An 18,309-nucleotide genomic window follows, 5' to 3' on the forward strand; every position below is an offset into this window, starting at 1 on the left:
CGGGCTGGGGCTCACGGGGTGGTGGATGTCAGCACGGCGAAGACGATCACGTTGTCGGGGTAGCCGTCACCGCTGCGGGGGCCACCGCAGGTGATGACCCGCAACTCGGGCCGGCCCACGTCCCCGTAGACGTCCTTGGCCGGGAAGTCGGCCTTGGCGACCGTCCGCACCGAGCTGACGGTGAACACCGCCGTGGTGCCGCTCTCCAGGCGCGTCTGGATCCGGTCGCCTCGGCGCAGTCGCGCGAGGTGGCGGAAGACGCCGTCGCCGTAGGAGCCGACGGTGACATGCCCGAGGATCACCGACGGGCCCGTCTGCCCCGGGGTCGGCGAGTGCGCGTACCACCCCGCCCGGTCGTGCGCCGTGACGGGAGGCACCTGCACGGTGCCGTCCGATGCCAGCCCCAGCCGCATGAGCGGGGTGTCGACGCCGATGGCCGGAATCGTCAACCGCACCGGAACCGAACGCCGCAGGGCGTGCGGCGTGCTCCCGGCGGGGGCCGAGAGGGACGGTGGCGCACTCCCGGAGACCTGGGGCGCCGCGGGTTCGGCGCCCGGCCTGCCGCCGCAGCCCGCGAGCAGCACGGCGAGCGCCGCCGGGAGGAGGACGCGCCTGGAGAGCGGTGTCATGCGCCGGTCGTGGTCCGGCGGCGGCGCACGACGTAGGCTCCCGCTCCGGCCGCGACCAAGGCCGCGGCGGCGCCCGCGCCGATCAGGCCTCCTTCGCCGCCGGAGGCCGAGGGCACCGCCACCCCGGTGTCGGGCGCGCCCTTGGGCACCACGGACACCTGCCCACCGGTCTCCGGGCCGACCGGTGCCGGGCGGGCCGAGGCCTGGTCGCGGGACGGCCCGGCGCTGGGCACCGCGGAGGGGGTGGCCGAGGACGCGGCACGGCTGGGAACCGGGGACGGGGACACCCCGTGGGCGAACGCGGGCACGGTGCCCGCGAGGACCGCGGTGCACGACAGTGCCAGGGCACTCAGGATGGTTCGGCGCATCGGATCGCTCTCTCTCGTCGGTCCGCCCGTCCGGTGCACGGGCGGGCTGGGTCGGGAATCGAGCGGAGAGACGAACCGGGCACCGCCCCCGTTGCAAAGAGACGGTAAAGTCCTCGCGGGTGCGCGACGGCGCGGCCCGGACCGCGCCCCTGGGTCACAACCCCACGATCGCGTTCCAGCGCCTGGCGAACCCGACGCGTTCCGTGGACGGGATGTCCTTGGCGATCGCCAGACGCTCGCGCATGGCGGCGTCCGGGAAGATCAGGGGGTTGTCCGCGAGGGCCGCGGTGTCCTTGTCCATGGAGTCGGCGAGGACGTCCTGGGCGGCCGGGACCGGGCAGACGTAGTTCACCCAGGCGGCCAGCTCCGCGGCGATCTCCGGACGGTAGTAGTGGTCGATCAGCAGTTCGGCGTTCTCCTTGTGGTCCGCCAGGTCGGGGATCATCAGCGAGTCGGCCCACAGCTCCGCGCCCTCGTCGGGGACGACGAAGCGGATGTCCGGGTTGTCCGCCTGCAGTTGGATGACATCGCCCGAGTACGCCTGGCAGGCCAGGACGTCGCCGCTGACCAGGTCCTTGGTGTAGTCGTTCCCGGTGAACCGGCGTATCTGGCCGCCGCGCACCTGCCGCTCGACCTGGTCGCAGACGCGGTGGAAGTCGTCGGGGGTCCAGCGGGTGACGTCCACCCCGTCGCCCTGCATCAGCAGCGCGTACGCCTCGTCGAGTCCGGACAGCAGGGTGACCCGGCCCTTGAGGTCGCTCGCCCACAGCTCCGAGACGTGCCGGATCTCGCGGCCCAGCCTGCGCCGGTTGTAGGCGATGCCGGTGATCCCGGACTGCCACGGCACGGTGAACTTCCGGCCGGGGTCGAAGCCGGGCGAGCGCAGCAGGGGATCGAGGTGGCGTGCCACCTCGGGCTGGCGGGAGCGGTCCATCTCCTGCACCCAGCCGAGCCGCACGAACCGCGCGCACATCCAGTCGCTGAGGACGATCAGATCGCGTCCGGGCCGCTGGTGGTTCATGAGCGCCGGGCTGACCTTGCCGAAGAACTCGTCGTTGTCGTTGATCTCCTCCGAGTAGCTCACCGTGATGCCGGTGCGCTCCTCGAACGCGTCCAGGGTGGGGCGGCGGCCGGGGTGATCGTCGTCGGTGTCGATGTACAGCGGCCAGTTGGCCATCGTCAGCCGCTTGTCCCGGGCGGAGAGGTCGGCGCCGGAGCGTTCGCCGCGCGTCACGTACGCGGCGGGCACACCGCAGCCGGCGAGCGAGCCGAGCAGGGCGCCCCCGCCGAGGGCGCGCAGCAGGGAGCGGCGGCTGGGGGCGGAGTTCTTCGGGGTCCGGTGCATTGCCGAAGGATGCGACCGGTGCTCGCCGCCGTGCAATCGACGCCCCGTCGAGCGGCTCGTCGGGATCGAGACATCTTGCCGATCCCGCGGTGAGGCGGCTCACGCACACGGCCGCGGCCCCGGACGGGAGATGTCCCGTCCGGGGCCGCGGCCGTACCGATGGCTGTGCGCCGCCTACGCGTCCAGCGACGTCATCACGTGCTTGATGCGCGTGTAGTCGTCGAAGCCGTACGCCGACAGGTCCTTGCCGTAGCCGGACTTCTTGAAGCCGCCGTGCGGCATCTCCGCGACCAGCGGGATGTGCGTGTTGATCCACACACAGCCGAAGTCGAGGACTTTGGACATGCGCATCGCCCGGGCGTGGTCCTTCGTCCACACCGAGGAGGCGAGGGCGTACTCGACGCCGTTGGCGTACTCGACGGCCTGCGCCTCGTCCGTGAAGGACTGGACGGTGATGACCGGGCCGAAGACCTCCTTCTGGACGATCTCGTCGTCCTGCCGCAGGCCCGAGACGACGGTCGGCGCGTAGAAGTAGCCCTTGTCGCCGACCCGGTGACCGCCGGCCTCGACCTTGGCGTGCGCGGGCAGCCGCTCGATGAAGCCGGCGACCTGCTCCAGCTGGTTCGGGTTGTTGAGGGGACCGTAGAGCACGTCCTCGTCGTCCGGCTGGCCCGTCTTGGTCTCGGTCGCGGCCTTGGCGAGCGCGGCCACGAACTCGTCGTGGATGGAGTCGTGGACGAGGACGCGGGTGGCCGCCGTGCAGTCCTGGCCCGCGTTGAAGAAGCCCGCCACCGAGATGTCCTCGACGGCCTTGGCGATGTCGGTGTCCTCGAAGACGACGACGGGCGCCTTGCCGCCGAGCTCCAGGTGGACGCGCTTGAGGTCCTTGGAGGCCGACTCGGCGACCGACATGCCCGCGCGGACGGAACCGGTGATCGAGGCCATCGCCGGGGTCGGGTGCTCGACCATCATCCGGCCGGTGTCACGGTCGCCGGTGATGACGTTGAAGACGCCCTTCGGCAGGATCTCGCCGATGATCTCGGCGATCAGGACCGTGGACGCGGGGGTGGTGTCCGAGGGCTTGAGGACGACCGTGTTGCCCGCCGCGAGGGCCGGGGCGAACTTCCACACCGCCATCATCATCGGGTAGTTCCACGGCGCGACCTGGGCGCAGACGCCCACCGGCTCGCGGCGGACGATGGAGGTCATCCCCTCCATGTACTCGCCGGCCGAGCGGCCCTCCAGCATGCGGGCGGCGCCCGCGAAGAAGCGGATCTGGTCGACCATCGGAGGGATCTCCTCCGAGCGGGTCAGACCGGTCGGCTTGCCGGTGTTCTCGACCTCGGCCGCGATCAGGTCCTCGGCGCGCTCCTCGAACGCGTCGGCGATCTTGAGAAGGGCCTTCTGGCGCTCCGCGGGCGTGGTGTCGCGCCAGGCCGGGAAGGCCGCCGCCGCGGCCGCCATCGCCTCGTCGACGTCCGCCTGCCCGGACAGCGGGGCGGTCGCGTACGCCTCGCCCGTGGCGGGGTTGACCACCTCGGTGGTGCGTCCGTCGGCGGCGTCCTTGAATTCGCCGTCGATGTAGTTGCGCAGACGGCGCAGCTCGCTGCTCACAGCCTGCCCTCCAAGTTCGAGATGTCCAATAACTGAGACACCCACCCTAGTCCGTGCCCCCACGTTTTCAACAGGCCCGAACACGCCACTACTGCGAAATCCGCAGGGTTGGCACACCTCAACAACGAATTTCATCGCTTGAGCCTTGCAAAACTGTCGAGACGTCGTGCACAGTGAGGGCGTGGCCAGTCGAAGCGCAGATCAGAAGGACTCCCGCGAGTCCCGGAACGGCAGTCCCCCGCTGGACGCCGTCTCCCTCGCCATCATCGAGCAGCTCCAGCAGGACGGCCGCCGGCCGTACGCCGCGATCGGCAAGGCGGTGGGCCTGTCCGAGGCGGCCGTGCGCCAGCGCGTCCAGAAGCTGCTCGACCAGGGCGTGATGCAGATCGTCGCCGTCACGGACCCGCTCACCGTGGGCTTCCGCCGGCAGGCGATGGTCGGCATCAACGTCGAGGGCGATGTGGAGTCCGTCGCCGACGCGCTGACCGCGATGCCCGACTGCGAGTACGTGGTGATGACCGCAGGCTCGTTCGACCTGATGGTGGAGATCGTCTGCGAGGACGACGACCACCTGCTGGACGTCATCAACAAACGCATCCGGGCCCTCCCCGGCGTGCGCTCCACCGAGAGCTTCGTCTACCTCAAGCTCAAGAAGCAGACCTACATGTGGGGAACCCGATAGCCGTGAGCACCAAGGACCTCAGCCAGACCGCGTACGACCACCTGTGGATGCACTTCACCCGCATGTCCTCGTACGAGAACGCGCCCGTCCCCACCATCGTCCGGGGCGAGGGCACCTACATCTACGACGACAAGGGCAAGCGGTACCTCGACGGCCTCGCCGGCCTGTTCGTCGTGCAGGCCGGCCACGGCCGCACCGAGCTGGCGGAGACCGCGGCCAAGCAGGCGCGGGAGCTCGCGTTCTTCCCGGTGTGGTCCTACGCCCACCCCAAGGCCGTCGAGCTCGCCGAGCGGCTCGCGCACGAGGCTCCGGGCGACCTGAACAAGGTCTTCTTCACCACGGGCGGCGGCGAGGCGGTCGAGACCGCCTGGAAGCTGGCCAAGCAGTACTTCAAGCTGGTGGGCAAGCCGACCAAGTACAAGGTCATCTCGCGCGCCGTCGCCTACCACGGCACCCCCCAGGGCGCCCTGTCGATCACGGGCCTGCCGGGCCTGAAGGCCCCGTTCGAGCCGCTGGTCCCGGGCGCGCACAAGGTGCCGAACACCAACATCTACCGCGCGTCGATCTTCGGTGACGACCCGGAGGCCTTCGGCCGCTGGGCCGCCGACCAGATCGAGCAGCAGATCCTCTTCGAGGGACCCGACACGGTCGCCGCGGTCTTCCTGGAGCCCGTGCAGAACGCGGGCGGCTGCTTCCCGCCCCCGCCCGGCTACTTCCAGCGCGTGCGCGAGATCTGCGACCAGTACGACGTCCTGCTGGTGTCCGACGAGGTGATCTGCGCCTTCGGCCGGCTCGGCACGACGTTCGCCTGCGACAAGTTCGGCTACGTCCCGGACATGATCACCTGCGCCAAGGGCATGACCTCGGGCTACTCCCCGATCGGCGCGTGCATCGTCTCCGACCGGCTCGCCGAGCCGTTCTACAAGGGGGACAACACCTTCCTGCACGGGTACACCTTCGGCGGCCACCCGGTCTCCGCGGCCGTGGGCCTGGCCAACCTGGACCTGTTCGAGCGCGAGGGCCTCAACCAGCACGTGCTCGACAACGAGTCCGCGTTCCTGAAGACGCTCCAGAAGCTGCACGACCTGCCGATCGTCGGCGACGTCCGCGGCAACGGCTTCTTCTACGGCATCGAACTGGTCAAGGACAAGGCGACCAAGGAGTCCTTCAACGAGGAGGAGACCGAGCGCGTCCTGTACGGCTTCCTGTCCAAGGCGCTGTTCGACAACGGCCTCTACTGCCGTGCCGACGACCGCGGCGACCCGGTGATCCAGCTGGCCCCGCCGCTGATCTCCAACCAGGAGACGTTCGACGAGATCGAGCAGATCCTGCGGGCGACGCTGACGGAGGCGTGGACCAAGCTCTGAGTCACCCGAGGACCCGTCAGGATCCTGACCGGCTGAGCCCCGCCTGCGGTACCGATCATCCTTCTGGATGACCAGCAAACGGCCCCGAGTCGCCCGTTCGAGTGAGAAACGGCGGCCCGGGGCCGTCGCTGTCCTGGGCTTCCGCCATGGACTGCCTAGCGTGCGCAGTGACCGATCGCTCCTGCCTTCGTTCCCCCGAACGGGTTCCCCTCCCGGGAATCCGGCACGGGAACACGGACCTGAACCGAGGTGTACGCGATGGTGGCCCCGCCGGACAACGACGTACTCTGGGCTCGCGCCCTGCACTTCCAGCACCACGGCACGCCCGCGCTGTGCGGTGTCTCGCTCGGCGTGCGCGAGGGCGAGATCCTCGCTGTCACCGGCCCGCGCGGCAGTGGCAAGACCACCCTTCTCCAGTGCCTCGCCGGAGTGCTCCCCACCCTGCAGGGCGAGGTCTGGTTCAACAGCACGCCCGTGCACACCATGGGCTCGCTCGCCCGGGAGCGGCTGCGGCGCGACCGGTTCGGCTGGATCGATCCGGCCCCCCTGCTCCTGGCCGAGCTCAACGCCTGGGAGAACGCCGCACTGCCGCTCATGCTGCGCGGCACGAGCCGCCGCCGGGCCAAGACCGCCGCCCTGGAGTGGCTGGAGCGCCTGGACATCGGCGGCTGCGCCCGCAAGCGCCCGTCCCAGCTCGCCCGCCCGGAGCGGCAGCGGATCGCCGTCGCCCGGGCGCTCGCCGCCGGCCCGACCGTGCTGTTCGCGGACGAGCCGACCGCCTCGCTCCACCGCGCCGACGGCGCCCAGGTCCTGCGCACGCTCACCACGGCGGCACGGTCGCACGGCATCACGGTCGTCCTGGCCACGCATCCCGAGGACGCCACGGCCGTCGCCGACCGCACCGTGTCCCTGCTGGACGGTCGGCGGGTGAACACCGTCCATCTGCCCCCGGTGACCGAGGAAGGCCGGGCACCGTGCTCGCTCTCCGTCTAGCCCGCGGGGCGCACCCCCTGGTCCAGCTGCGGCGGCTCCTGGTGGTGGCGGCCTCGGCGGGCACCGGCTTCCTGCTGCTGTGCACGCTGGGCAACGCGCTGGTGCACCCCGGGACACCGGACCGCGCATCGCTGAGGCTCCTGTGGTGCCTGGCCCCCCTGGCCGCCACGGTGTACTTCGCGGTCGCGGTCGCCCGCACCGACCCGGGCACCCGCCCCCGGTCCTCGCTCACGCTGATCGGCCTGGGCCCGGCCCGCCTGATGGCGCTCTCTTCGGCGACCACCGCCCTGTCCACCGTGCTCGGTTCGCTGCTGGCCCTGCTGGCCTTCCTGCATCTGCGCGGCGATCTGCCGGGCACGCCCCTGGACGGCCCGGGCCCCCGGTTCCTCGCCGCGGACCAGCCGCTTCCGCTGCCCGCCGCGCTCACCCTCCTCGCGCTGGTGCCGCTCGCGGCCTCCCTGGCGAGCGCGTTCGCCCTGCGCCCGAGGGAGGCGCGCCCGCGACGCCGGGGCGAGGGCGGTGTCCGGGGCGCGGACGAGGTGGGCCTCCTGGACTCCCCGGGCGCATCGGACACGCTCCCGACCGGATTCCCGCGTGAGGCCGAGCCGGACGTGCTCCCGGAGACCGGCCGGGTGCCCGGCGGACTGCCCTGGGGGGTGGCGGCGCTCGCCGCGGGCCTGGCGGTCGAGACACAGTCGAGCCAGGCCGCCCGGGCACCTAGGCTGCACCTGCCAGGAGGCGTCGCGAGCGGCCCCGCCTGGGCCCTGGCCGGCTGGGCGCTGACCGCGCTGGGACTGGCCCTGGCCGGACCGGCGCTCACCCACCTGTGCGGCCGGCTGCTGCAGTCCGTGCGCCCCGGCGCCCTGCGGCTGCTGGCCGGGCGCGGGCTCCAGGAGGAGGCCCGGCGGATCGGGCGGCCGCTGGGCGTGGTGTGCGCGGTGGCCTCGGGGTCGTACGCGACGGCGGCGCTCTACGGCGGCGCACGGCCGTCCTTCGGCCCGCTGACCGTCCTCGGTGCCGTGATCGTGGCGGGCTGCGTGCTCGCGACGCTGGCCACGGCCGCCGTCGAGGCGCGCCAGGAGCGCTCCGGGTCCATCGCGGCGCTGGTGCGGATGGGCGCCCCGGCCAGGGTGCTGCGCACCTCGGCGCTGCTGCGGGCGACCGCTCTGGCGGTGGTGTTCGTGCCGGTCACCTGGGTGGTCGCGGAGCTGGCGGCGATCCCGCTGGCCCGCTGACCGCGCGCGGCCGGTGGGATCCGTCGGATCTCCTCGCGTCTCCTCCCGTCTTTTCGCGCCCGCAGCGATGAGTTTCGTGCCGGTCGGCGGTCTGCACTGCCGTCACGACTCACCACCCACCACCGGGCCACCGGGCCACCGAGACCTCACCGGGAGAGAGCGCCATGTACCAGCAGATGATCTTCGTGAACCTGCCCGTCTCCGACGTCGACGCGTCGAAGAAGTTCTTCACGGAGCTGGGCTACACGATCAACCCGCAGTTCACGACGGACGACTGCGCCTGTGTTGTCATCAGCGACACCATCGTCGCGATGCTGCTGGGCAAGCGGCGTTACGCCGACTTCACCACGAAGGAGATCGCCGACGCCACGCGGACCAGCGAGGTGCTGCTCTGCCTGAGCGCCGAAAGCCGCGAGAAGGTGGACGAGTTGGTGGACAGGGCACTCGCGGCGGGCGCCAGGGGCAGCGGCGAGGCGGTCGACCACGGCTCCATGTACGGCCGCGCCTTCGACGACCTGGACGGCCACACCTGGGAGGTCATGTGGATGGACCCGGCGGCGGTGCAGGGCTGAGCACCCGACGTCGAACAGTCTTACAAGTGCGGTGCGATTGAGCGGTTCCGGCGGGCCTCAAACACTCCGACAGGTAATGGGCGGGCAAAGACGACGGTCATGCCGGACATCGGCGTTGACAGCAGTAAGTAGCCACCATTAGACAGGTGAGCCCCCTGGGGTTGCTGGTGAGTGGACAACAAGCCCGTCACCCCCCGCAGTTGCACATCCGCGAAGGGCAGTCGTGTCCATATCCTCCCGCACCGCACGCACGGTGCGTATCGTCGGCGCCGCTTCGGCGGGCGCCGCGCTCGCACTCGGCGTCGCCGGCAACGCGCTCGCCTGCGACATCCGTGACTTCTCGGCCGTCGCGTCCTGCGACAGCAACGGCAAGGGCGTCATCACCGTCACCGACACCGACCCCACCGGCCAGACGGCCACCGTCTCGGTCTACCTGGAGTCCAACGGCGCCGACGCCAAGCAGGTCGGCGTGCAGACGGTCAAGGGCGCCAAGAAGGGCGCCACGGTCTCGTTCCCCGAGGACTGGGCCCCCAAGGCGCAGTACCGCATCCGGGTCAGCGTGAAGGGCAGCAAGCTCGACGAGGACGTCAAACCCAACCTGGTCACGCCGGACAAGGGCTGCAAGGCCCCGGAGAGCACCCCGCCGGCCTCGACCAGCCCGAAGCCGTCGGCCACGCCGTCCTCGTCCGACACCCCCTCGGCCACTCCGTCGGAGTCGGACAGCACGGCACCCGCCACCACCACCCAGGGCAACTCGCCCTCTCCGGCGGCCGGCACGTCCAACCTGGCCGAGACCGGCGCCAGCTCCAACACGCCCATGATCGCCGGCATCGCCGGTGCTCTGGTCGTCATCGGCGGTGGCGCGGTGTACTTCGGCATGCGCCGCCGCGGCGCCTCGAAGAACGGCTGACGCCCCAGCGAGAACACGTGCGTGGGCCCGCACCGTCCGACGAACGGACGGTGCGGGCCCACGCACGTTCCCGGACGCCCGCGGCGCGCCGAGCGCGCGGGAACCGCGGCTACGGCGCCCGTCCGGCCCCGGCCTCGCGACCGCCGAGCACGACGACGTCCGCCGGCTCGAACACGACCCCGACCTCGTCGCCCGGCCCGGGCGCCGCCCGCACCGCGCACTCCGCCTCCAGCGCGGGAGCGCCGCCGCCGGGATCGAGGCGCACCGCGACGTGCGCGCCGCGGAAGGTGCGCGCGGTGACGGTGCAGCGCAGCCCCTCGGACGCCGCCACGAACCGCACCGCGGCGGGCCGGACGAGAAGGTCGCCCGGCCCCTGCGCGGAGCCTTCCGGGACCGGGATCCCGCCCCACGGGGTGTCCGCGACCCGGCCCGTGACCCTCGCCCCGACCACGTTCTCGAAGCCCAGGAACCGTGCCACGAACGCGTCGGCGGGCCACTGCCACACCTCAAGTGGCTTACCGGACTGGGCGATCCGCCCGTCGCGCATCACCACGACCCGGTCGGCGAGCGCGAACGCCTCACCCTGGTCGTGCGTGACGGCCAGCACGGTCGTGCCCAACCGCTCGAAGAGGGAGCGAAGTTCGACCACCAGGCGCTCGCGCAGCGACCGGTCGAGCTGCCCCAGCGGCTCGTCCAGCATCAGCAGCCGCGGCCTGGGCGCGAGCGCCCGGGCGAGCGCGACACGCTGCTGCTCGCCGCCGGAGAGTGAGCCGACGGCCCGGCGCGCGGCTCCGGGCAGCCCGACGAGGTCCAGCAACTCCCCCACGCGCGCGTCCCGTTCCGCGCGGCCGGTGCCCCGCACCCGCAGCCCGAAGCCGACGTTGCCGCCCACGTCCCGCTGCGGGAACAGCTGGTGGTCCTGGAACATGAGTCCGACGCCGCGCCGGTGCGCGGGCACCCCGCGCAGGTCCCGGCCGTCGAGGAACACCCGCCCCGCGTCGAGGGGTTGCAGCCCCGCCACGGTCCTCAGCAGGGTCGACTTGCCGCTGCCGCTGGGTCCGAGCACGCACACGATCTCACGCTCGGCGACATCGAGGTCGATGCCGTCGAGCGCGGCCCGCCCGGGGAAGCGTACGGCGGCTCCCGCGAGTCTGAGCATCGTCACCACTCCCCCGTCCGGTCGGACCGCAACCGCTCCAGGACCAGCAGCGCCACCGCGCACACCACCATCAGAATCGTGGAAAGAGCCATCGCCTCGCCGTAGTTGAGATCGCCGGGACGGGACAGCAGTCGGGCCACCGCGACGGGCAGCGTGGGGTTGTCGGGCCGCGCGATGAACACGGTCGCGCCGAACTCGCCCAGCGACACCGCGAAGGCGAACCCGGCCGCGACGAGCAGCGCCCGCCGTACGACCGGCAGGTCCACCTCGCGCCACACCCGCCACGGCGACGCGCCGAGCACGGCGGCGGCCTCCCGTAGCCGTTCGTCCACGGCCCGCAGCACGGGCAGCATGACGCGTACGACGAAGGGGGCGCCCACCAGTGCCTGCGCCAGGGGCACCAGGATCCAGGAGCCGCGCAGGTCCAGCGGCGGCTTGTCCAGGGCGATCAGGAATCCGAAGCCGACGGTCACGGCGGACACGCCGAGCGGCAGCATCAGCAGCGCGTCGAAGCCGCGCACCAGCGGGCCGGCGTCCCTGCGGGTGAGGGCCGCGGCGGCGAGCGTGCCGATCAGCACGGCGATCAGCGTCGCGGCCACGGCGTACTGCAGGGAGACGGCGACCGCGTTCACCGGGGGGACGAGGAAGGTGCCGCCGTCGTCCCGCGTCAGCGCCCTGTAGTAGCCGAACCCGGGCGCGTCCAGGGAGCGCTCCACCAGGACGGCGAGGGGCAGCACGAGCAGCACGGCGACGGTGGCGAGGACCGAGGCGAGCAGCGCCCACTGGCCCGCGCCCCGCGGCCGGGCGGCGGTGCGGGAGGTGTCGACCAGGCCCAGCGCGCTCTCCCGGCGGCGCACGGTCCAGGCGTGCACCGCGAGGATCGCGCCCACCGCGGCGAACTGGACGAGGGTCAGCACGGCGGCCGTGGACAGGTCGAAGATCTCGGAGGTCTGGCGGTAGATCTCGACCTCCAGCGTGGAGAAGGCGGGACCGCCGAGGATCTGCACCACGCCGAACGAGGTGAAGGTGAACAGGAACACCATCAGCGCCGCGGCGGCCAGGGACGGGCCCAGCGCGGGCAGCGTCACCTTCCGCCAGGCCGCGAGACGGGAGGCGCCCAGGACGCGGGCCGCGTCCTCCTGGCGGGGGTCGAGCTGCGCCCACAGCCCGCCGACGGTGCGGACGACGACGGCGTAGTTGAAGAAGACATGGGCGAGCAGGATGGCCCACACGGTCGTGTCCAGTCGTACGCCCCACAGGTCGTCCAGGAGCCCGCCCCGGCCGACGAGCGCCAGGAAGGCGGTGCCGACGACGACCGTGGGCAGCACGAACGGAACGGTGACGGCCGCGCGCAGCACCTCCTTGCCCGGGAAGTCCAGCCGCGCGAAGACGTAGGCGCCGGGCAGCGCGACCAGCAGGGTGAGCGCGGTGGAGGCGAGGGCCTGCCAGAGCGTGAACCACAGCACGTGCCGGATGTCGGACCCCGCGAGCACGTCGGCGACACGGCCGAACCGCCACACCCCGTCGACGTGGAGACCGCGCGAGACGATCGCGGCGACGGGGTAGGCGAAGAAGGCCGCGAAGAACGCGACGGGCAGGGCCATCAGGCCGAGCCGCGCCGCGCTCCCCCGGCGCTTGGAGCGCGCCTCGGACACCGCCGCCTTCCCTTCTACTTCAGGACGAGCGAGGTCCACGACCTGACCCAGGGGTCGCGGTGGGCTGCGATCCTGGCCGGGGCCATGGTCTCGGGGCGGGTGGCCGGGGGACCGTACTCGGTGAACTCGGGCGGCACCGTGGCGCCCTTGACCACCGGGTAGACGTACATGTTGAGCGGCATGTCCTCCTGGAACCGCCTGGTCAGCAGGAAGTCCAGGAACGCCTTCGCCCCCTTGGGGTTGTGCGCGCCGGAGAGCAGGCCCGCGAACTCGACCTGCCGGAAGCAGGTGCCCTGCGCGACGCCGGTCGGGGCGGACTTCGGTCGCGGCTTGGCGTAGACGACCTCGGCGGGCGGCGAGGAGGCGTACGACACGACGAGCGGCCGGTCGCCGCCCGCCTTCCGTCCCCCGGCCGAGCCGGAGAACTCCTGGTCGTAGGCCTGCTCCCAGCCGTCGACCACCTTGACCCCGTTGGCCTTGAGCTTGGTCCAGTACTGCTGCCAGCCCGTGTCGCCGTACCGCGCGGCGGTGCCGAGCAGGAAGCCGAGGCCGGGCGAGGAGGTGGCGGCGTTCTCGGTGACGAGGAGGTTCCTGTACGCGGGCTTGGTCAGGTCGTCGAAGGAGGCGGGCGGGGCGAGCTTGTGGTCGGCGAAGTACTTCTTGTCGTAGTTGACGCAGATGTCGCCGTGGTCGACCGGGGTCACGCGGTGCTTGTCCCCGTCGAGCCGGAAGGAGGCGTCGACCTGGCCGAGCCCCTTGGCCTCGTACGGCTGGAACAGCCCGTTGTCGAGGGCCCGGGAGAGCAGGGTGTTGTCGACGCCGAAGAAGACGTCGCCCTGCGGGTTGTCCTTGGTGAGGATCGCCTTGTTGACGGCCTGGCCCGCGTCGCCGTCCTCCAGCACCTTGACCTTGTAGCCGGACTGCTTCTCGAACGCCGCGAGGACGTTCTTGGAGACGCTCCAGCTGTCGTGGCTGACGAGGGTCACGGTCCTGGAGTCGGCCGCCGACGGGCCGCCGGACGACGTGCCGCACGCGGACAGCGCGAGCAGGCCGAGCCCGGTGGCGACGGCCACGAACGTCTTGTTGTGCACTGGATTCCTCCTGGGGGTCCAGGAAGAGACGCGGCCCTGCCCGGGATGCCCGGGCAGGGCGCAACAGCTTGAGTGATGACCGAACTTCCTACCCAGAATGACCTGGGCGAGGTTCAGAGGGTCTGCGGCCCGTCTGCCGCACTCTCAGCGCTGTGGCGCTCCCCTGTCGGAATATGAAGATGTGATAGGACGGGAGTCAGATTACCGCTCGGTGGCCGCGAGCTGACCGCAGGCACCGTCGATCTCCTGGCCACGGGTGTCCCGGATCGTCACCGGCACACCATGGGCGGCGATCGCCTCCACGAACGCCTTCTCGTCCTCGGGCCGCGAGGCGGTCCACTTTGAGCCGGGCGTCGGGTTCAGCGGGATCAGGTTCACATGGACGGGCTTGCCCCGCAGCAGCCGGCCGAGCCGGTCGCCGCGCCAGGCCTGGTCGTTGATGTCGCGGATCAGGGCGTACTCGATGGACAGCCGCCGCCCGGACCTCTCGACGTACTCGAACCCGGCGTCCAGGACCTCGCGCACCTTCCAGCGGGTGTTCACGGGGACCAGGGTGTCGCGCAGCTCGTCGTCCGGCGCGTGCAGCGAGACGGCGAGTCGGCACTTGAAGCCCTCGTCGGCGAAGCGGTGGATGGCCGGGACCAGTCCGACGGTCGAGACGGTGATACCGCGCTGGGACAGCCCGAGCCCGTCCGGCGCCGGGTCGGTGAGGGCACGGATCGCGCCGACGACCCGGTTGTAGTTGGCGAGCGGCTCGCCCATGCCCATGAAGACGATGTTCGACAGCCGGGCCGGACCGCCGGGGATCTCGCCGTCGCGCAGCGCCCGCATGCCGTCCACGATCTGGTGCACGATCTCGGCGGTGGACAGGTTGCGGTCGAGTCCCGCCTGGCCGGTGGCGCAGAAGGGGCAGTTCATGCCGCAGCCCGCCTGGGAGCTGATGCACATGGTGACCCGATCGGGATAGCGCATCAGGACGGACTCTACGAGGGTCCCGTCGAACAGCCGCCACAGCGTCTTGCGGGTCGTGTCCTGGTCGGTCGACAGATGCCGCACGACCGTCATCAGCTCGGGGAGCAGCGCCTCCTGAAGCGCGCCCCGGGAGCCGGCGGGGATGTCGGTCCACTCCGCCGGGTCGTGCGCGTACCGGGCGAAGTAGTGCTGCGAGAGCTGCTTGGCACGGAACGGCTTCTCGCCGACCGCGGCCACCGCTTCCCTGCGCTCGGCGGGCGTGAGGTCGGCGAGATGCCGCGGCGGCTTCTTGGCTCCGCGCGGCGCGACGAATGTGAGTTCTCCGGGCTTAGGCATGGCGCTACCAGTGTCGCAGATCCAATCGGGTGGCTTCGCTGGCCGGATGCGCGGCCTCGTTCGGGTGAATCCGCGGCTGGGCGCCCGCGGGGGCCGGGCATGGTCTATTTTCGAACACATGAGCGAATGGCGTGATGCGGAAGTGGTGTCACTCCCGGTCCCGGAGGGGCTGCTCCATGAGCCGGAGACGGAGTTCGACCGCACCGGCCTGTGGCTCACCCTCGGCCGCGACGGACGGCGGCAGCGCACGCCCGTCCTGCAGTACCGGGCCCTTCCGGACGGACGCCGGGCCGTCCTGGCCATCGTGGACCGCCCCGTGCCCTCGGTCCGGACGGCTTGGGTCGTCTGGGATGCGGATCATATGTCGCTCGAGTACACCGCGGAGGCGGTTCTCGCGACGGCGGAGGCACGGCCCCGCGCGGGCGACGCGCGCAGGGTGCGTGCGGGCGGGATGCCCGACCCCGTCACCGGCCACACGCCGTACTGGCCGCCCCGCCCCATCGAGGTCCGGGTCGGCGGTCTGTGGCGTCCGGGCGGGCTGCGCTGCCTGTTCCACGGGCCGGACGGCCCGGCGGTGGCACAGGTCTCGACGTCCCTGTACGAACCGGACTGGGGTGCTTGGGTCGCGTACCGGCGGATGTACCACTGGGACCCGGAAACGCTCAGGCCCGCTGCCACCGGTCGACCGGTGGGAGCGGGCCTGAGGCGGACGCGTGAAGAAGGCCGTCAGCCGGCGCCGACGAAGATCACGAGCAGCAGCCACACCACGGGCGCCGTGGGCAGCAGCGAGTCGAGACGGTCCATGATGCCCCCGTGACCCGGCAGCAGCGTGCCCATGTCCTTGATGCCGAGGTCCCGCTTGATCATGGATTCGCCGAGGTCGCCGAGCGTGGCGCTGGCCGCGACCGCGAGGCCCAGCAGCAGGCCCTGCCACCAGGAGCCGCCGTCGATCAGGAACTGCATGCACAGCGCGCCCGCCACCATGGCGAAGCTGACCGCGCCGAAGAGCCCCTCACGCGTCTTGCCGGGGCTGATGCGCGGGGCCAGCTTGTGCCGGCCGAAGCGCCAGCCGACCGCGTAGGCACCCGTGTCGCTGACGACCGTCAGCAGCAGGAACGTCAGCACGCGCTGCGGGCCGTCGTCGGCCGTCAGCATCAGCGAGACGAACGTGGCCAGGAACGGGACGTAGAAGGCCGCGAACACGCCCGCCGTGACGTCCTTGAGGTAGCCCTCCGGCGGCTCCGTCATACGCCAGACCAGGACGGCGAGCGCGGTGAGCGCCATCGCGACCCAGGCGCCCTCGGGACCCCGCACATAGCCGGCGACGACCATCGCCGCACCGCCGACCGCCAGCGGGACCAGGGGCGCCTTGATGTCCTTGCGCTCCTCCAGCCGCTTCGTCAGCTCCCACAGGCCGACGACCACGGCGACCGCGACCACCCCGACGAACACGGCCTTGACGATGAACAGCGACGCGACGATCACGACACCGAGCCCGATGCCGACGCCTATGGCCGCACCCAGGTCGCGCCCGGCGCTCTTCTTCTGCGGCGCGGGCGCCGGCTGCGGGGCGTCGGGCATGGGCTCCGGATTCTGCTGCGCCGCCCAGGGGGACGGCGCCTGCGGCGTATGGTCGCGGAACAGGGGGCCGCTCACGTGAGCGGCCCCCGGGTCGTCATCCTGGTCCCCGCCCTGTGCGGGCACGTCGGGCACGATGGGCATGGGGCGAGTCTGCTGGGCGTCATGCGCATCGTACGCGGGACCCGCCGGACCGGCCGCCTGGAGCGGCCCCCGCTCGGCGGGCCCCCAGTAGCCGGTCTGTGGCGGCGCTCCCCAGGAAGATTCGTTCATCAGACCTCGAGCAGCTCCGCTTCCTTGTGCTTGAGCAGCTCGTCCACCTGCGCGACGTACTTCGCGGTGGTGTCGTCGAGCTCCTTCTCCGCACGACGGCCCTCGTCCTCGCCGACCTCGCCGTCCTTGACGAGCTTGTCGATGGAGTCCTTGGCCTTGCGGCGCACGGAGCGGATGGAGACCTTGGCGTCCTCGCCCTTGCCCTTGGCGACCTTGATGTACTCCCGGCGGCGCTCCTCGGTGAGCTCGGGGAACACCACACGGATGATGTTGCCGTCGTTGCTCGGGTTGACGCCCAGGTCGGAGTCGCGGATCGCCTGCTCGATGTTGCGCAGCGCGCTCTTGTCGAACGGCGTCACCACGGCCATGCGCGGCTCCGGCACCGAGAACGAGGCCAGCTGGTTGATCGGCGTCGGCGCGCCGTAGTAGTCGGCCACGATCTTGTTGAACATCGCCGGGTGCGCACGGCCGGTGCGGATCGCGGCGAAGTCCTCCTTGGCGACCACGACGGCCTTCTCCATCTTCTCCTCGGCTTCGAGGAGGGTCTCTTCGATCACCACTTGCTCCTGCGTGTCTTGAGTAGGCCCGGCATCCGTGGGCGGCGGCCGGCTGCGTCGCGTCTTCTTCCTGCACGGTTCCGGACCGGCAGGACATTGTCCATCCTGCGGTCAGGGCCCGTCGCCCGGACGGGTTCCACCCCGGACGGGTCTGCCTCGGGTCAGTCCCGGCCGCCTTGGTCACCCACGAGTGTGCCGATCTTCTCACCCTTGACCGCCCGGGCGATATTGCCTTCCGCGAGCAGCTCGAACACCAGGATCGGCAGCCTGTTGTCACGGCACAGGGTGATCGCGGTCATGTCGGCGACCTTGAGATCGCGGGTGATGACCTCGCCGTAGCTGAGCGAGTCGAACTTGACGGCCTCGGGGTTGGTCTTCGGGTCGGAGTCGTAGACCCCGTCCACCCCGTTCTTGCCCATGAGCAGCGCCTCGGCGTCGATCTCCAGGGCACGCTGGGCGGCGGTGGTGTCGGTGGAGAAGTACGGCATGCCCATGCCGGCGCCGAAGATGACCACACGGCCCTTCTCCAGGTGGCGCACGGCGCGCAGCGGGATGTACGGCTCGGCGACCTGGCCCATGGTGATGGCGGTCTGCACGCGCGAGTCGATGCCCTCCTTCTCCAGGAAGTCCTGGAGGGCGAGGCAGTTCATGACCGTGCCCAGCATGCCCATGTAGTCGGAGCGGGCCCGGTCCATGCCGCGCTGCTGGAGCTCCGCACCGCGGAAGAAGTTGCCGCCGCCGATGACGACGGCGATCTCGGACCCGTCGCGCACCACGGCCGCGATCTCACGCGCGATGGCGTGCACCACGTTCGGGTCGACACCGAGTCCGGTACCGCCGGAGAACGCCTCTCCGGACAGTTTCAGCAGAAACCGGCCGCGAACTTTCCCGTGGTCGCTCTTCTCGGCCTTGGTGGTCATGGAGATCTCCTCGTGGTGCGCATACGAAGAAGGCCATTGCCGGTGGGGTGGTT

General features: G+C 71.4%; 18 protein-coding genes and 1 riboswitch. Of the genes, 7 read left to right on the forward strand and 11 right to left on the reverse strand.

Annotated elements, in window-relative coordinates; all coding sequences use genetic code 11:
* Nucleotides 1–11: 11 nt before the first annotated feature.
* The 4 genes from AB0C59_RS21770 to AB0C59_RS21785 form a co-directional block, all read right to left on the reverse strand.
* Nucleotides 12–629 (reverse strand): class F sortase, encoded by a 618-nt coding sequence (locus tag AB0C59_RS21770; RefSeq protein ID WP_363006971.1) that lies wholly within the window; start codon nucleotides 627–629, stop codon nucleotides 12–14.
* Complete coding sequence (locus tag AB0C59_RS21775) at nucleotides 626–997, reverse strand: sortase-dependent protein (RefSeq protein WP_363006973.1); 372 nt, start codon at nucleotides 995–997, stop codon at nucleotides 626–628. Before AB0C59_RS21775 ends, AB0C59_RS21770 begins: the two co-directional genes overlap by 4 nt.
* Nucleotides 998–1,151: 154 nt before the next feature.
* Nucleotides 1,152–2,342: a spermidine/putrescine ABC transporter substrate-binding protein gene (locus AB0C59_RS21780; protein ID WP_363006975.1), complete on the reverse strand. Its 1,191-nt coding sequence runs from the start codon at nucleotides 2,340–2,342 to the stop codon at nucleotides 1,152–1,154.
* A gap of 174 nt (nucleotides 2,343–2,516) precedes the next feature.
* Nucleotides 2,517–3,956 carry a gamma-aminobutyraldehyde dehydrogenase gene (locus AB0C59_RS21785; RefSeq protein ID WP_363006977.1) on the reverse strand — a complete coding sequence of 480 codons (1,440 nt, stop codon included), beginning with the start codon at nucleotides 3,954–3,956 and terminating at the stop codon, nucleotides 2,517–2,519.
* Nucleotides 3,957–4,122: 166 nt separating this feature from the next.
* Between AB0C59_RS21785 and AB0C59_RS21790 the strand changes: the two genes are divergently transcribed.
* The 6 genes from AB0C59_RS21790 (at nucleotide 4,123) to AB0C59_RS21815 (ending at nucleotide 9,715) form a co-directional block, all read left to right on the forward strand.
* Nucleotides 4,123–4,638, forward strand: coding sequence for an Lrp/AsnC family transcriptional regulator (locus AB0C59_RS21790; RefSeq protein ID WP_363006979.1), 516 nt, complete (start codon nucleotides 4,123–4,125; stop codon nucleotides 4,636–4,638).
* Nucleotides 4,623–6,005 carry an aspartate aminotransferase family protein gene (locus AB0C59_RS21795; protein WP_363006981.1) on the forward strand — a complete coding sequence of 461 codons (1,383 nt, stop codon included), beginning with the start codon at nucleotides 4,623–4,625 and terminating at the stop codon, nucleotides 6,003–6,005. Before AB0C59_RS21790 ends, AB0C59_RS21795 begins: the two co-directional genes overlap by 16 nt.
* A 258-nt stretch (nucleotides 6,006–6,263) precedes the next feature.
* Complete coding sequence (locus AB0C59_RS21800) at nucleotides 6,264–6,998, forward strand: ATP-binding cassette domain-containing protein (RefSeq protein ID WP_363006983.1); 735 nt, start codon at nucleotides 6,264–6,266, stop codon at nucleotides 6,996–6,998.
* The gene (locus AB0C59_RS21805) at nucleotides 6,980–8,233 is read left to right on the forward strand and encodes a hypothetical protein (RefSeq protein ID WP_363006985.1); all 1,254 of its coding nucleotides are present in this window, start codon (nucleotides 6,980–6,982) and stop codon (nucleotides 8,231–8,233) included. Before AB0C59_RS21800 ends, AB0C59_RS21805 begins: the two co-directional genes overlap by 19 nt.
* 164 nt (nucleotides 8,234–8,397) lie before the next feature.
* Nucleotides 8,398–8,805: a VOC family protein gene (locus AB0C59_RS21810; RefSeq protein WP_363006987.1), complete on the forward strand. Its 408-nt coding sequence runs from the start codon at nucleotides 8,398–8,400 to the stop codon at nucleotides 8,803–8,805.
* Nucleotides 8,806–9,028: 223 nt separating this feature from the next.
* A complete protein-coding gene (locus AB0C59_RS21815) occupies nucleotides 9,029–9,715 on the forward strand; it encodes an LAETG motif-containing sortase-dependent surface protein (RefSeq protein ID WP_363006989.1) in 687 nt (228 codons plus the stop codon).
* 109 nt (nucleotides 9,716–9,824) lie between these two features.
* On the opposite strand, the gene AB0C59_RS21820 is transcribed toward AB0C59_RS21815, so the two are convergent.
* The 4 genes from AB0C59_RS21820 to rlmN all read right to left on the reverse strand — a co-directional run bounded on the left by AB0C59_RS21820 (nucleotide 9,825) and on the right by rlmN (nucleotide 14,928).
* Nucleotides 9,825–10,874 carry an ABC transporter ATP-binding protein gene (locus AB0C59_RS21820; RefSeq protein WP_363007147.1) on the reverse strand — a complete coding sequence of 350 codons (1,050 nt, stop codon included), beginning with the start codon at nucleotides 10,872–10,874 and terminating at the stop codon, nucleotides 9,825–9,827.
* A 2-nt stretch (nucleotides 10,875–10,876) separates the two neighbouring features.
* A complete protein-coding gene (locus AB0C59_RS21825) occupies nucleotides 10,877–12,478 on the reverse strand; it encodes an iron ABC transporter permease (RefSeq protein ID WP_363007149.1) in 1,602 nt (533 codons plus the stop codon).
* A gap of 65 nt (nucleotides 12,479–12,543) precedes the next feature.
* Nucleotides 12,544–13,620, reverse strand: coding sequence for a thiamine ABC transporter substrate-binding protein (locus tag AB0C59_RS21830; protein ID WP_363006991.1), 1,077 nt, complete (start codon nucleotides 13,618–13,620; stop codon nucleotides 12,544–12,546).
* A 67-nt stretch (nucleotides 13,621–13,687) separates the two neighbouring features.
* Nucleotides 13,688–13,795, reverse strand: a riboswitch (TPP riboswitch).
* A 26-nt stretch (nucleotides 13,796–13,821) separates the two neighbouring features.
* Complete coding sequence (gene rlmN / locus AB0C59_RS21835) at nucleotides 13,822–14,928, reverse strand: 23S rRNA (adenine(2503)-C(2))-methyltransferase RlmN (RefSeq protein WP_363006993.1); 1,107 nt, start codon at nucleotides 14,926–14,928, stop codon at nucleotides 13,822–13,824.
* 118 nt (nucleotides 14,929–15,046) lie between these two features.
* Here rlmN and AB0C59_RS21840 point away from each other — a divergent pair, with 118 nt between their 5' ends.
* Complete coding sequence (locus AB0C59_RS21840; RefSeq protein ID WP_363006995.1) at nucleotides 15,047–15,745, forward strand: hypothetical protein; 699 nt, start codon at nucleotides 15,047–15,049, stop codon at nucleotides 15,743–15,745.
* Here AB0C59_RS21840 and AB0C59_RS21845 read toward each other — a convergent pair.
* The 3 genes from AB0C59_RS21845 to pyrH all read right to left on the reverse strand — a co-directional run bounded on the left by AB0C59_RS21845 (nucleotide 15,655) and on the right by pyrH (nucleotide 18,256).
* Entirely contained in the window at nucleotides 15,655–16,779 is a 1,125-nt protein-coding gene (locus AB0C59_RS21845) for a phosphatidate cytidylyltransferase (protein WP_363006997.1), read from the reverse strand. The genes AB0C59_RS21840 and AB0C59_RS21845 overlap by 91 nt on opposite strands.
* Nucleotides 16,779–17,336: a ribosome recycling factor gene (gene frr / locus AB0C59_RS21850; RefSeq protein ID WP_363006999.1), complete on the reverse strand. Its 558-nt coding sequence runs from the start codon at nucleotides 17,334–17,336 to the stop codon at nucleotides 16,779–16,781. The genes AB0C59_RS21845 and frr overlap by 1 nt, the downstream gene beginning before the upstream one ends.
* 161 nt (nucleotides 17,337–17,497) lie before the next feature.
* On the reverse strand, nucleotides 17,498–18,256 hold the full coding sequence (gene pyrH, locus AB0C59_RS21855) for a UMP kinase (protein WP_363007001.1): 759 nt from the start codon (nucleotides 18,254–18,256) through the stop codon (nucleotides 17,498–17,500).
* Between the last annotated feature and the right edge of the window lie 53 nt (nucleotides 18,257–18,309).

The sequence above is a fragment of the Streptomyces sp. NPDC048664 genome, assembly GCF_040650555.1.
Taxonomy (GTDB): domain Bacteria; phylum Actinomycetota; class Actinomycetes; order Streptomycetales; family Streptomycetaceae; genus Streptomyces.

What these genes read in the sequence shown, in the direction of transcription:
- AB0C59_RS21770 (WP_363006971.1), bottom strand. Translation starts at nt 629, where the DNA reads ATGACACCGCTCTCCAGGCGCGTCCTCCTCCCGGCGGCGCTCGCCGTG.
- AB0C59_RS21775 (WP_363006973.1), bottom strand. Translation starts at nt 997, where the DNA reads ATGCGCCGAACCATCCTGAGTGCCCTGGCACTGTCGTGCACCGCGGTC.
- AB0C59_RS21780 (WP_363006975.1), bottom strand. Translation starts at nt 2,342, where the DNA reads ATGCACCGGACCCCGAAGAACTCCGCCCCCAGCCGCCGCTCCCTGCTG.
- AB0C59_RS21800 (WP_363006983.1), top strand. Translation starts at nt 6,264, where the DNA reads ATGGTGGCCCCGCCGGACAACGACGTACTCTGGGCTCGCGCCCTGCAC.
- AB0C59_RS21810 (WP_363006987.1), top strand. Translation starts at nt 8,398, where the DNA reads ATGTACCAGCAGATGATCTTCGTGAACCTGCCCGTCTCCGACGTCGAC.
- AB0C59_RS21820 (WP_363007147.1), bottom strand. Translation starts at nt 10,874, where the DNA reads ATGCTCAGACTCGCGGGAGCCGCCGTACGCTTCCCCGGGCGGGCCGCG.
- AB0C59_RS21825 (WP_363007149.1), bottom strand. Translation starts at nt 12,478, where the DNA reads ATGGCCCTGCCCGTCGCGTTCTTCGCGGCCTTCTTCGCCTACCCCGTC.
- rlmN (WP_363006993.1), bottom strand. Translation starts at nt 14,928, where the DNA reads ATGCCTAAGCCCGGAGAACTCACATTCGTCGCGCCGCGCGGAGCCAAG.
- AB0C59_RS21840 (WP_363006995.1), top strand. Translation starts at nt 15,047, where the DNA reads ATGAGCGAATGGCGTGATGCGGAAGTGGTGTCACTCCCGGTCCCGGAG.
- AB0C59_RS21845 (WP_363006997.1), bottom strand. Translation starts at nt 16,779, where the DNA reads ATGAACGAATCTTCCTGGGGAGCGCCGCCACAGACCGGCTACTGGGGG.
- pyrH (WP_363007001.1), bottom strand. Translation starts at nt 18,256, where the DNA reads ATGACCACCAAGGCCGAGAAGAGCGACCACGGGAAAGTTCGCGGCCGG.